This is a genomic window from Streptomyces sp. NPDC096079 (assembly GCF_040303145.1).
GTDB lineage: Bacteria > Actinomycetota > Actinomycetes > Streptomycetales > Streptomycetaceae > Streptomyces.
The window spans coordinates 126,125-138,703 of sequence record NZ_JBEOST010000010.1 but is presented as its reverse complement, the minus strand read 5'-3'; the positions used below and the strand labels follow the sequence as shown (position 1 = coordinate 138,703).

The 12,579-nt window shown below is 72.8% G+C and carries 12 protein-coding genes and 1 tRNA gene; 8 read left to right on the top strand and 5 right to left on the bottom strand.

Going from position 1 to position 12,579, the window contains the following annotated elements; genetic code table 11:
• The first annotated feature begins 16 nt into the window (after nt 1-16).
• The 4 genes from ABTY59_RS21450 to ABTY59_RS21435 all read left to right on the top strand — a co-directional run bounded on the left by ABTY59_RS21450 (nt 17) and on the right by ABTY59_RS21435 (nt 4,194).
• Nucleotides 17-718: a FadR/GntR family transcriptional regulator gene (locus ABTY59_RS21450; protein WP_352020591.1), complete on the top strand. Its 702-nt coding sequence runs from the start codon at nt 17-19 to the stop codon at nt 716-718.
• A gap of 177 nt (nt 719-895) precedes the next feature.
• A complete protein-coding gene (locus ABTY59_RS21445) occupies nt 896-2,356 on the top strand; it encodes an amino acid permease (RefSeq protein ID WP_352020590.1) in 1,461 nt (486 codons plus the stop codon).
• 123 nt (nt 2,357-2,479) lie between these two features.
• Entirely contained in the window at nt 2,480-3,565 is a 1,086-nt protein-coding gene (locus ABTY59_RS21440) for an S-(hydroxymethyl)mycothiol dehydrogenase (protein WP_352020589.1), read from the top strand.
• Nucleotides 3,565-4,194, top strand: a complete 630-nt coding sequence (locus ABTY59_RS21435; RefSeq protein WP_352020588.1) for an MBL fold metallo-hydrolase — start codon at nt 3,565-3,567, stop codon at nt 4,192-4,194. Before ABTY59_RS21440 ends, ABTY59_RS21435 begins: the two co-directional genes overlap by 1 nt.
• Here ABTY59_RS21435 and ABTY59_RS21430 read toward each other — a convergent pair.
• A complete protein-coding gene (locus ABTY59_RS21430; RefSeq protein ID WP_352020587.1) occupies nt 4,178-5,104 on the bottom strand; it encodes a pseudouridine synthase in 927 nt (308 codons plus the stop codon). The two genes, ABTY59_RS21435 and ABTY59_RS21430, sit on opposite strands and share 17 nt — an antisense overlap.
• Nucleotides 5,105-5,182: 78 nt before the next feature.
• A tRNA-Leu gene (locus ABTY59_RS21425) sits at nt 5,183-5,270 on the bottom strand.
• Between the two features lie 209 nt (nt 5,271-5,479).
• On the opposite strand from ABTY59_RS21425, the gene ABTY59_RS21420 reads away from it, so the two are divergent.
• From ABTY59_RS21420 to ABTY59_RS21410, 3 genes are all read left to right on the top strand, one after another.
• Entirely contained in the window at nt 5,480-6,805 is a 1,326-nt protein-coding gene (locus ABTY59_RS21420; RefSeq protein WP_352020586.1) for a M20/M25/M40 family metallo-hydrolase, read from the top strand.
• A 140-nt stretch (nt 6,806-6,945) separates the two neighbouring features.
• The gene (chpH, locus tag ABTY59_RS21415) at nt 6,946-7,179 is read left to right on the top strand and encodes a chaplin ChpH (RefSeq protein WP_318107813.1); all 234 of its coding nucleotides are present in this window, start codon (nt 6,946-6,948) and stop codon (nt 7,177-7,179) included.
• Between the two features lie 140 nt (nt 7,180-7,319).
• Nucleotides 7,320-8,144, top strand: coding sequence for a chaplin (locus tag ABTY59_RS21410; RefSeq protein WP_352020585.1), 825 nt, complete (start codon nt 7,320-7,322; stop codon nt 8,142-8,144).
• 69 nt (nt 8,145-8,213) lie between these two features.
• Here the strand turns inward: ABTY59_RS21410 and ABTY59_RS21405 are convergent, their stop codons facing one another.
• Nucleotides 8,214-8,402 (bottom strand): DUF5703 family protein, encoded by a 189-nt coding sequence (locus ABTY59_RS21405; RefSeq protein WP_015032473.1) that lies wholly within the window; start codon nt 8,400-8,402, stop codon nt 8,214-8,216.
• 47 nt (nt 8,403-8,449) lie between these two features.
• On the opposite strand from ABTY59_RS21405, the gene ABTY59_RS21400 reads away from it, so the two are divergent.
• Entirely contained in the window at nt 8,450-9,112 is a 663-nt protein-coding gene (locus ABTY59_RS21400; protein WP_352020584.1) for a hypothetical protein, read from the top strand.
• Between the two features lie 142 nt (nt 9,113-9,254).
• Here the strand turns inward: ABTY59_RS21400 and ABTY59_RS21395 are convergent, their stop codons facing one another.
• Both ABTY59_RS21395 and ABTY59_RS21390 read right to left on the bottom strand, forming a co-directional pair.
• Nucleotides 9,255-11,603, bottom strand: a complete 2,349-nt coding sequence (locus ABTY59_RS21395) for a helix-hairpin-helix domain-containing protein (protein WP_352020583.1) — start codon at nt 11,601-11,603, stop codon at nt 9,255-9,257.
• Nucleotides 11,600-12,577: an aldo/keto reductase gene (locus ABTY59_RS21390; RefSeq protein WP_352020582.1), complete on the bottom strand. Its 978-nt coding sequence runs from the start codon at nt 12,575-12,577 to the stop codon at nt 11,600-11,602. Before ABTY59_RS21390 ends, ABTY59_RS21395 begins: the two co-directional genes overlap by 4 nt.
• Nucleotides 12,578-12,579: the final 2 nt, after the last annotated feature.

Here is a 12,579-nt window from a genome sequence, read left to right as displayed (position 1 = left end):
GCATAGGCTGATCGCCATGACGACACCGGCCCAGGGACTCCACTCACACGTCCTGGCCACCCTGGGTCTCGCGATCACCGCGGGGGAGTACCCGCCGGGCACCGTGCTGCGCACCGACGAGCTCGCCCAGCGCTTCGACGTCTCCCGGACCGTGGTCCGCGAGGTCGTCCGCGTCCTGGAGTCCATGCACCTCGTCGAGTCCCGCCGCCGCGTCGGCGTGACCGTGCTCCCCACGGCCAGCTGGAACGTGTACGACCCCCAGGTCATCCGCTGGCGGCTGGCGGGCGCCGACCGCCCCCGCCAGCTCCGCTCGCTCACCGTGCTCCGCTCGGCCGTCGAACCGGTCGCGGCGGGCCTGGCCGCCCTGAACGCCACCCCCGAGCAGTGCCGCGAGCTCACCGAGCAGGCCCTCGGCATGGTCGCCACCTCGCGCGGCCGGCGCCTGGAGGACTACCTCGTCCACGACATCGCCTTCCACCGCGTCGTGCTCAACGCCTCGGGGAACGAGATGTTCGCCCGCCTCGGCGACGTCGTCGCCGAGGTCCTCACCGGCCGCACCCACCACCACGTGATGTTCGAGGACCCCGACCCCGCCGCCGTCACCCTCCACGTCCAGGTCGCCGAGGCCGTCCGGGAGCGGGACGCGGCCCGCGCCGAGGAGCTCACCCGCCAGATCGCGGTCGGTGCCCTCCGGGAACTGGACGTTCTCGCCCCCTAGGGGGCCATAAGCCCCCCGTAAAGCTCTGAACTAGCTCAAATATGGGCGTTCAGTGACATGCGCCACAGTCTGTGGGCGCCGTTTGCCGTGAGGATGTCCGCTGGCCGTGCCGGGGACACCCCCCAGCCAGGTACGGCCGGGCACCGCACAGCTCCCCTCACGAAGGCGAACAACTCCATGACTGACCGCGTCATCGCGGCCGAGCCGCTGTCCGCCGCACCGGCGAACCCGGCCGCATCCCCCCACGTCGACGCAGGCGACGCCGGATACCGCAAGGACCTCAAGTCCCGGCACATCAACATGATCGCCATCGGCGGAGCCATCGGCACCGGACTCTTCCTCGGCGCCGGCGGCCGCATGTCCCAGGCGGGCCCCTCCCTCTTCATCGCGTACGCCGTCTGCGGCGTCTTCGCCTTCTTCGTGGTGCGCGCGCTCGGCGAGCTGGTGCTCTACCGCCCGTCCTCCGGCGCCTTCGTCTCCTACGCCCGTGAGTTCATGGGCGAGAAGGGCGCCTACACGGCCGGCTGGCTGTACTTCCTCAACTGGTCGACCACGGCCGTCGCCGACATCACCGCGGCCGCCACCTACGCCCACTTCTGGGCCATGTTCAGCGACGTCCCGCAGTGGGTCCTCGCCCTGATCGCCCTCGCGGTCGTCCTCGCCGCCAACCTCATCTCCGTGAAGTACTTCGGCGAGATGGAGTTCTGGTTCGCGATCATCAAGGTCGCCGCCCTGGTCGCCTTCATGCTCGTCGGCATCTTCCTCGTGGTCACCTCCCACGACGTCGGCGGCCACACCCCCGGCCTCGCCAACATCACCGACAACGGCGGCATCTTCCCCAACGGCATGATGCCGATGCTGCTGCTCATCCAGGGCGTCGTCTTCGCCTACGCCTCCGTCGAGCTCTGCGGCGTCGCCGCCGGCGAGACCGAGAACCCCGAGAAGATCATGCCGAAGGCGATCAACTCGATCATGTGGCGCGTGGGCCTCTTCTACGTCGGCTCCGTCGTCCTGCTCGCGCTGATCCTCCCGTACACCGCGTACTCCGGCGACCAGAGCCCCTTCGTCACCGTCTTCGACAAGCTGGGCATCCCCGGCGCCGCCGGCGTGATGAACCTCGTCGTCCTCACCGCCGCCCTCTCCAGCCTCAACTCGGGCCTGTACTCCACCGGCCGCATCCTGCGCTCCATGTCGCTCTCGGGCTCCGCGCCCAAGTTCACCGGCGTCATGAACAAGGGCGGCGTGCCGTACGGCGGCATCCTGCTCACCGCGGGCTTCGGCGTCGCCGGTGTCTTCCTCAACTACGTCATGCCGGGCGAGGCCTTCGAGCTGGTCCTCAACTTCGCCTCCATCGGCATCATCGGCACCTGGGCCATGATCATGGTCTGCTCGCTGCTCTTCTGGCGCAGCGCCGAGCAGGGCAAGGTCACCCGCCCCGGCTACAACCTGCCCTGGGCCCCGTACACCCAGATCGTCACGCTGGGCTTCCTCGCCTCCGTCCTCGTCCTGATGTGGATGGACGGCGGCATCAGCCGCACCACCGTGAACTGCCTGCCGCTCATCGCGGCGGCCCTCACCGGCGGCTGGTTCCTGGTCCGCCGCCGCGTCCGCGCCACCTCCGCGGCACCGCAGGACTGAGACTCCCCCCACGGGAGACGGCGGGACCCCCACAGGCACGGCCTGCGGGGGTCTCGCCTTTTGTCAGGAGATAGTGGTACGCAAGAGCCTTACAAGATCCGGTCGGAGGAAGGGAAGTTCGCGATGCCGCAGCACGTCCAGGGGGTCATCGCCCCCGGCAGGAACGAACCGGTACGCGTCGAGACCATCGTGATCCCCGATCCGGGCCCCGGCGAGGCCGTCGTGAAGATCCAGGCCTGCGGCGTCTGTCACACCGATCTCCACTACAAGCAGGGCGCGATCAACGACGAGTTCCCCTTCCTGCTCGGCCACGAGGCCGCCGGAATCGTCGAGTCCGTCGGCGAGGGCGTCACCGACGTCACCCCCGGCGACTTCGTGATCCTCAACTGGCGTGCCGTCTGCGGCACCTGCCGCGCCTGTCTGCGCGGACGCCCCTGGTACTGCTTCGCCACCCACAACGCCAAGCAGAGGATGACCCTGCTCGACGGCACGGAGCTCTCCCCGGCCCTCGGCATCGGAGCCTTCGCCGAGAAGACCCTCGTCGCCGCCGGCCAGTGCACCAAGGTCGACCCGGCCGTCGCCCCCGAGGTCGCGGGCCTCCTCGGCTGCGGCGTGATGGCCGGCATCGGCGCGGCGATCAACACCGGGAACGTCGGCCGCGGCGACACCGTCGCCGTCATCGGCTGCGGCGGTGTCGGCGACGCGGCGGTCGTCGGCTCCCGCCTCGCCGGAGCCGCGAAGATCATCGCCGTCGACATCGACGACCGGAAACTGGCCAAGGCGACGGAGATGGGCGCCACCCACACCGTCAACTCCCGCACCGCCGACGCCGTCGAGGCGATCCGCGAGCTCACCGGCGGCTTCGGCGCCGACGTCGTCATCGAGGCCGTCGGCCGCCCCGAGACGTACGAGCAGGCCTTCTACGCCCGCGACCTCGCCGGCACCGTCGTCCTCGTCGGCGTCCCCAGCCCCGAGATGAAGCTCGAACTCCCGCTCCTCGACGTCTTCGGCCGCGGCGGCTCGCTCAAGTCCTCCTGGTACGGCGACTGCCTGCCGTCCCGCGACTTCCCGATGCTCATCGACCTGCACCAGCAGGGCCGCATCGACCTCGCCGCCTTCGTCACCGAGACCATCGGCCTCGGCGACGTCGAGAAGGCCTTCGCCCGCATGCACGAGGGCGACGTCCTGCGCTCGGTGGTGGTCCTCTGATGGCCGCCCGCATCGACCACCTCGTCACCTCCGGCACCTTCAGCCTCGACGGCGGCACCTGGGACGTCGACAACAACGTCTGGATCGTCGGCGACGACACCGAGGCCATCGTCATCGACGCCGCCCACGACGCCGACGCGATCCTCGCCGCCCTCGACGGCCGCGCCCTGCGCGCCATCGTCTGCACCCACGCCCACGACGACCACATCGACGCCGCCCCGGCCCTCGCGGCCGCCACCGGCGCCCGCATCCTGCTCCACCCGGCCGACCAGCCGCTGTGGAAGCTCACCCACCCCGACCACAGCCCGGACGGCGAGCTCGCCGACGGTCAGGTCCTCACCATCGCCGGCACGGACCTCACGGTCCTCCACACCCCGGGCCACGCCCCCGGAGCGGTCTGTCTGCACGCCCCCGAGCTGGGCACCGTCTTCACCGGCGACACCCTGTTCCAGGGCGGCCCCGGAGCGACCGGCCGGTCCTACTCGGACTTCCCGACGATCGTCGACTCGATCCGCGAGAAGCTCCTCGTCCTGCCGCCGGAGACGGTCGTCCGCACCGGCCACGGCGACACGACGACGATCGGCGCGGAGGCACCGCACCTGGAGGAATGGATCACACGGGGCCACTGAGGGCCAGCCGGCTCTCGAACCGCACCTCGTCGCCCGAGAACGGGTCGGTGAACTCCAGCGTCCGCGCGAGCAGTCGCAGCGGACGCGCGAAGTCCTCCGGCCCGTCCTCCCGCACGACCGGATACACCGGGTCGTCGAGGATCGGCAGCCCCAGCGCGTTCATGTGCACCCGCAGCTGATGCGTCCGCCCCGTCACCGGCAGCAGCCGGTACCGCCCGAGCCCTCCGGCGTGCGCGAGCAGCTCGATCCGGCTCTCGGCGTTCGGCTCGCCCGGCACCTCGCGGGCGGCCATCACGCCGCGCTCCTTCTCGATCCGGCTCCGCACGGTCACCGGCAGCTCCACCGCCGGGTCGTACGGCGCCACCGCCTCGTACTCCTTGCGCACCACCCGGTCCCGGAACAGCGTCTGGTACGCCCCCCGGTCCTCCTCCCGCACCACGAACAGCACGAGCCCCGCCGTCAGCCGGTCGAGCCGGTGCGCGGGCTGGAGCCGCGGAAGGCCCAGATCACGCCGCAGCCGGGCCAGCGCGGTCTCGGTCACGTGCCGCCCCCGGGGCATGGTCGCCAGGAAGTGCGGCTTGTCGACGACCACGATCCGCTCGTCCCGGTGCACGACCCCGAGGGGGAAGGGCACCGGCGTCTCGGCGGGAAAGTCCCGGTGGAACCAGAGGTGACGCCCCGCGACGTACGGCTCGTCCGCGTCCACGGGCCCGTCGACCCCGACGAACCGCCCCTCCCGCAGCATCTCCTCGATCCGCCCGGCGCCGACCGCGGCCCCGTACCGGTCGGCCAGGTAGGCCCCGACGGTCGTCGGGTCACCCTCGGGATCCTCCGGAAGCCGCACCCGCACGGGGTCGATCCCCATCCGCTGGGGGAGGGGCGATGAGGGGCCCTTGGATCTGCGTCGCACCGGTCCTGCCGCCGTGATTCCTGCTGCCGTGAATTCTGCCGAAACGAGAAAGACCCCACGTGGTGTGGGGTCTTCCGGTGGTGTCCGAGGGGGGACTTGAACCCCCACGCCCGATAAAGGGCACTAGCACCTCAAGCTAGCGCGTCTGCCATTCCGCCACCCGGACAAGGTGTCTGTCTTCCTGGCCGCTCGGCCCTTCCGACGAGGAAAACCATAGCAAACATTCGGAGGGGGCGATCACCACCCCCGGACGGACCCCGGGCATGTGACGGCGGCGTGTCGGCCGACCGGCGCCCTTGGGCGCCGAGGGGGCCACGCGGGAGGATGGGGGAGATCACCTGGAAGCACGTGGGGCACGTAGTGGGAGGAAGCAGCGTGAGCGAGTCGAACACGGCCCGGACCGTCAGCGGTGAGGACGAGGTGGTGGACCTCTGCCGTGACCTCATCCGCATCGACACCAGCAACTACGGCGACCACTCCGGACCCGGCGAGCGGGCGGCGGCGGAGTACGTCGCCGAGAAGCTCGCGGAGGTCGGACTCGAGCCGAAGATCATCGAGTCGCACAAGGGGCGCGCCTCCACCGTCGCCCGCATCGAGGGGGAGGACCCCTCGCGTCCGGCCCTGCTCATCCACGGCCACACCGACGTCGTCCCGGCCAACGCCGAGGACTGGACCCACCACCCGTTCTCCGGCGAGATCGCCGACGGCTGCGTCTGGGGCCGCGGGGCCGTCGACATGAAGGACATGGACGCGATGACCCTCGCGGTCGTCCGGGACCGGCTGCGCAGCGGCCGCAAGCCCCCGCGCGACATCGTCCTGGCCTTCCTCGCCGACGAGGAGGCCGGCGGCACCTACGGCGCCCGGCACCTGGTCGACAAGCACCGCGACCTCTTCGAGGGGGTCACGGAGGCGATCGGCGAGGTCGGCGGCTTCTCCTTCACCGTCAACGAGAACCTGCGGCTCTACCTGGTCGAGACGGCCCAGAAGGGCATGCACTGGATGCGTCTGACCGTCGAGGGCACGGCCGGCCACGGCTCCATGACCAACAACGACAACGCCATCACGGAGCTCTGCGAGGCGGTGGGCCGTCTCGGCCGCCACGAGTGGCCGGTGCGGGTCACCAAGACCGTGCGGTCCTTCCTGGAGGAGCTCTCGGACGCGCTCGGCACCCCCCTCGACCCCGAGGACATGGACGGCACCCTCGCCAAGCTCGGCGGCATCGCCAAGATGGTGGGCGCCACCCTGCGCAACTCGGCCGCCCCGACCATGCTCGGCGCCGGCTACAAGGTGAACGTGATCCCCGGCCAGGCCACGGCGCACGTCGACGGCCGTTTCCTGCCCGGGTACGAGCAGGAGTTCCTCGCCGACCTCGACCGGATCCTCGGGCCCCGCGTGAAGCGCGAGGACGTGCACGGCGACAAGGCCCTGGAGACCAGCTTCGACGGCGCCCTGGTCGACGCCATGCAGCTGGCGCTGCGCGCCGAGGACCCGATCGCCCGCGCCGTGCCGTACATGCTCTCCGGCGGCACCGACGCCAAGTCCTTCGACGACCTCGGCATCCGCTGCTTCGGCTTCGCGCCGCTCCAGCTGCCGCCGGAGCTCGACTTCGCCGGCATGTTCCACGGCGTGGACGAGCGGGTCCCGGTCGACGGCCTCACGTTCGGCGTCCGCGTCCTGGACCGGTTCCTCGACGCCTGCTGACGACGCCGTCGAATTCGTCCGCGCGTTTGCATGTGACCGGAAAGAGTGAATGAACCTGGGCGCTCGTAGCCCCCACCATTCCCCCTCGTTACAGGTGATGCGGTCCGCGGCTGGGGCCGCATTGCCAACTAGGAGGAATAATGATCAAGAAGGTCGTCGCTGCTGCGGCTGCCACCGGCGGTCTCGTTCTCGCGGGTGCGGGCATGGCCGTTGCCGACGCGGGCGCCCAGGGTGCCGCCATCGGTTCCCCCGGCGTGCTCTCGGGCAACGTCGTCCAGGTGCCGGTTCACGTCCCCGTGAACGTGTGCGGCAACACGGTCTCCGTGATCGGCCTGCTGAACCCCACCTTCGGCAACACCTGCGTCAACGCCTGACGTTGTGTCTCGCCCCGTGAGGGTGTGAGCCGGTCCGGCCCCGGAGTGCGTGCCATGCACTCCGGGGCCGGTGGCCATTTCCGCCCCGGGCCGATCGCCCGGTGGCACCTTTTCGAAGCCGAGCAGGCAGGGAACAAGCTATGCGACAGGTCACGCGCAAGGGCCTTATCACCGTCGCGGCCGCCGGAGGCGTTTTCGCCGCCGTCGGCGGCGGATATGCGCACGCCGATTCCGGCGCGAACGGTACGGCCATGAATTCCCCGGGCGTCGCGTCCGGAAACTCCGTCCAGGTCCCGGTGCACGTACCGGTGAACGCCTGCGGAAACACCGTCAATGTCGTCGGAGTGCTGAATCCGGCCTTCGCGAACAAGTGCGCCAACACCTCCTCGTACGGCGGCGGCTCCTCCGCCGGCGGACACACGAGCAACTCTCCGGGCGTGGGCTCCGGCAACAACGTCCAGGTACCGGTCGACGTCCCGGTGAACGTCTGCGGCAACGGCGTCACGGGCGTCGGCCTGGGCAACGCCGTCACGGGCAACGACTGCGCGAACGGCGGCGGGGACACGGGGTACGGGGAGGAGGAGCCGGGCAACCCGGGGAATCCGGGCAACCCCGGTAACCCTGGGAATCCGGGTAACCCCGGGAACCCCGGGAACCCCGGGAACCCGGGTAACCCTGGGAATCCCGGTAACCCTGGGAATCCTGGTAACCCGGGCAACCCCGGCACCCCGGGCACCCCGGGCACCCCCGGTAACCCCGGCACCCCGGGTCACCCCGGCACGCCCGGCAACCCCAGTTCCGGGGGCGGGTCGAACACTCCCGGTACGCAGATCGTCACCCCGCCGCAGGCCGTCGAGGAGCTCGCCGAGACCGGCTCCGGTCCGCTCGGCCTCATCGTCCCGGCCGGTGCCGGACTGCTGCTCGCCGGCTCGCTGATCTACCGTCGCGCCCGGAGCGCCGCCTGAGCCGTAGCGGCCGCACCACGCACAGGGGCCCCGCACACCGCGGGGCCCCTTCTCGCTGTCCTCGTCGCCCTACCAGGTCGCCCTGACCTGGCGGATGATCCGCCGCTTCAGCCGCACTCTGCGGCTCCCGTCCCTGTGCAGGCTCAGGCGGTCCAACTCCCAGTGTCCGTACTCGGCATGGTCGGTCAGGAGCCGCGTCGCCTCCTTGCGGGAGACGCCGCGCGGCACGTACACGTCGACAAATTCGTATTCCGGCATCGCATCTATTGTGCGGGCACGGGCCCGGTACGGATAGCGTCTGTCCCATGTCTGATGCTGCGCAGCCCACCGCTGCCGAGGTACGTGCCGCCGCCGAGGCGGTCAAAGCCGCACTGGACCGTCACCTCGCGGCGGTCGAACGCCGCACGGGAGACGACGACACGGACGTCTACGAGGCCTTCAACGCCCTCGCCACGGCGGCCGAGGCGTACGACGAACTCCTCTACGACCGCTACGACGAAGTGACCCCCTTCGAGATCCCCGGAGCCGACGGCAACCTGCCGCCGTACCACGGACCTGACGAACCTCACGCCCTCAGCCTCCTGATCCGCCGCGACTACGCCGTCGCCGAACCGCAACGCCTGCTCGCCCAGGCCCGCCGTGTCGCCGAGCTCGGCGACGACGCGGACACCCGGGCGGCCGCCAAGGCCGGAGTCTCGCCGCTCGCCGCGCTCGGCGTGCTCTTCGGCGAGTACGAACCGGACGAGATCGCCTCCCGGCACAAGGAGTTCGGCCTGGAGGAGGGCGACTCCACGCTCTGGGTCACCGCCGCCGAGGAGCTCCCGGAACCGGGGGAGTGGCTGAGCGCCCCCTTCGACCACGCCGATCCCGAGCGGATCGTCTGCCGCTTCGACGTCAGCTCCGTCTTCGACGAGGAGGAGGACGGGGAGGAGCCCGCGGACGCGGCGTTCCGCGGCGCGGACGCCTGACCTGGCGCGGACGCCTGACAGGACGCGGACGCCTGACAGGACGCGGACGCCTGACGGGACGCGGAGGTCACGGGCGACGCGTGGGAGGGCCGGGACACCGTGCGTGGTGTCCCGGCCCTCCGCCGTGCCGTGTCCGCCGCGGTCACTCCTCGTCGGCGGCGAGCAGTCCCTCCAGGAGCGGCCGCAGCCGCGTCGTGCGCTCCGGGGCCACGACCTCGGCCACCGCGCGGGCCAGTGCCTGGTCCACGCCGTGCACGACCGACAGGTGGCGCTCCGCACGGCCGAAGGCCGTGTACACCCACGGCCGGCTCAGGCCGCCCGCGGCGTCCCCGGGCAGCACCACGACCACCGCGGGCCAGCGCGTCCCGGCCGCCTGGTGCGCGGTGAGCGCCCAGCCGTGCCGCAGCGCCGACTCCACCCGCTCCTTGGGTACGACGAGCTCCTCGTCCCCGCAGCGCAGCCGCAGCCCCTCGGCGTCGGCCGACAGGACCGTGCCCGTCACCGTGCGCCCCGGCGCGGGCGCGTACGCCACCCGGTCCCCGGGGTCGTAACCGCCGAAGCGGCCGGGGCCGGGGTTGAGCCGCTGCTTCAGGGCGGCGTTCAGCGCGCGCGTGCCGGCCGAGCCGCCGTGACCGACCGTGACCACCTGCGTCTGCTCGGGCGGCACCCCGATCGCCCGGGGCACCGAGTCCGCCACCAGCTGGACCGTGCGGTGCACGGCCTCGCCCGCGTCCCGCACCGGGACGATCACGACCTCCTTGCCGGGGGCCTCGACCTGGTTCAGCTCACCCACCCCGATCCCGGACACCAGCTCGCCCAGGGGGCCCGGGTCCGGGACGCGGGACGCGACCCTCGGGCACACCCGGGCCGCGAGGACGTCCGCGAAGACCCGGCCCGCGCCCGGCGCGCCGAGCACCTCCGGGTCGCCGCTCAGGACCAGCCGGCAGCCGTCCGGGAGCGACTCGACGAGCATCGCGCCGGTCTCCACGTCCAGGTGCGGAGCGTCGAGGACCACGAGGAGGTCCAGGGCGAGGGCGCCGTCCTCGTCGCGGCCGGGACCCGCCGTGCCGGACAGCAGCGCGGCGACCGTCACGGCGTCCGGCCCCGCGGCGCGGCGCCCGCCGTCCGCGTGGACGGAGACCAGGGCGCGCAGCCCGCGCGCACGGGCCGCGGCGGCCAGCGCCACCGGCTCGGCGCGGGAGGCCTCGCCGCCCGTGTGCAGCACGAGACCGTGCGCCCCGGCGGCGCGCTCCAGCTCGGGACCCTCCCAGGTGTCGGCCGTCGCCGTCCTGACCAGCCGGGCGAGACCGTCGGCGAGGCTCTCCTCCGCGAGCGCGTACCGGTCGAGCCCGAGGAGCACGGGACCGGCGGGCGCGGCGGTCTCCTCGACGTCCTCGTCGCCCTCGCTCTCCTCCTCCGCCGTCTCCTCCTCCTGGAAGACGAGGACCGCGCCCTCGGAGACCGCCGTCTCCACGGCCTCCTCCGCGTCGGGCACCGCGTGCCGGCCGAGTCCGGCGCGGACGGCCTGGAGCTCCAGGGCGGTGTGTCCCTGGAGGGCGGCCTGCTCCAGGAGCCACACGGTCAGCGCGACCACGCGGCGCGGGTCGCCCGGACCGCACGCGGGGCCGAGCAGCGCCCTCGCGAAACCGTCGGCCTGTTCCGGCCGGACCCCGGGCACGGCCAGCAGCTGCCACGGGTCCTCCCGGAGCGCCGCGGCCGCGCCCTCGCCGAGCGCGGCGGCGACCGGAGCGGCCAGCGCCTCCGGGGCGCCGCCCTCGGCGAGGACCTCGCGGACGGCGGCGGTGGTGCCGGGCGCGGGGGCGGCGGGGCGCTCCGGCGCGGGGGGCCGCACGGTCATCGCCGGGGCCGTCTCGGCGGCCGGGCGGCGGGGGGCGGGTGCCTCGTCGTAGAGGGCGCGGCCCGATGCGGCGCCGCCCTCCACGGCCCGGACGGCCGCGAGGAGGTCGGCGGCGGTGCCGCTCAGCTTGGCGCCGCTCGCCACCGGGCCGCTCTTCTCGGCCTTGCGCGCCGCGATCTTCGCCCGCAGGTCCCGCTGCGCGGCGAGCTCGGCCTGCGCCTCGCTCAACCCGGCGGCGTCACCCGCGCCGGCCTCCGCACCGGCGACGTCCCCGCTCGCTCCCGGCTCCGCGTCGCCGCCGGCCTTCTCGGGGGCGTGCGGCTCGTCACCCGCGCCGGTCTCCGCCGGGCCCGTGGAGTCTTCCGGCTCCGTGTCGGTGCCGGGCTCCCCGGCCGTGCCCGTCTCCTCGGCGTCCCCGGCGGAGCCGTCCTCCGCCGGGGCGGCGGCGCCTTCGACGTCTCCCGTCTCCTCGACGCTCCCGGCCGCGCCGTCCTCCGCCGGGCCTGCGGCGCCTTCGGCGCCCCCCGGCTCTCCGGTCGTCCCGGCCGCGTCGGCCGGTCCCGTGGCCCGGTCCTCGGGGGCCGGGGGCTCGGCGGGGGCCTCGGGCGTGGTCTCCCCGGAAGGCTCGGTCACAAGGTGCTCCAGTCGTGATCCGGATAGCGGTGCACGGGCGCCGACACATCGTCCAGCGCCCGACAGATCTCGTCAGGAAGACTAAGCGCCTCCACTGACAACGCGGTCGTGAGCTGCCGCGCCGTGCGCGCGCCGACGATCGGAGCCGTCACCCCGGGGCGGTCGCGCACCCACGCGAGGGCGACGTGGAGAGGGGTCGTCGCCAGCCCGTCCGCCGCCGTCGCCACCGCGTCCACGATCCGGCTCGCCGCCTCGTCCAGGTACGGCTCGACGAAGGGCCCCATCCTCTCCGACGCGCCCCGCGAGTCCGACGGCGTGCCGCTCCGGTACTTCCCCGTGAGGACCCCGCGCCCCAGCGGGGAGGAGGGCAGCAGGCCTATGCCGAGGTCCCGCGCGGCCGGCAGCACTTCCCGCTCGACGCCCCGCTGGAGCAGCGAGTACTCGAGCTGGGCGCCGGCGAGCCGGGTCCGGTCGCCGGCCAGCTGCCAGGTGCCGGCCTTGGCGAGCTGCCAGCCGCAGAAGTTGGCCACGCCCGCGTAGCGCGCCCGGCCGCTCCGTACGGCGATGTCGAGGGCCTGGAGCGACTCCTCAAGGGGCGTGTACGGGTCGAATGCGTGGAGCTGCCACAGGTCCACGTGGTCGGTGCCCAGCCGGGCGAGGGAGGCGTCGAGGGCGGCGAGCAGGTGCCCGCGCGAGCCGTCCGTGCGCCGGTCCGGATCCGGGACGCTGCCCGCCTTCGTCGACAGGACGACGTCCTGCCGGGGTACCAGGCGCTCCATCAGACGCCCCAGCAGATACTCCGCCTCGCCCCCGCCGTACACGTCGGCGGTGTCCACGAGCGTGCCGCCCGCGTCCCAGAACGCCTTCAACTGCTCGGCGGCGTCGTGCTCGTCGGTGTCCCGGCCCCACGTGAGGGTGCCGAGTCCGATGCGCGACACACGCAGGCCGGTACGTCCGAGATGCCTCTGCTCCATGG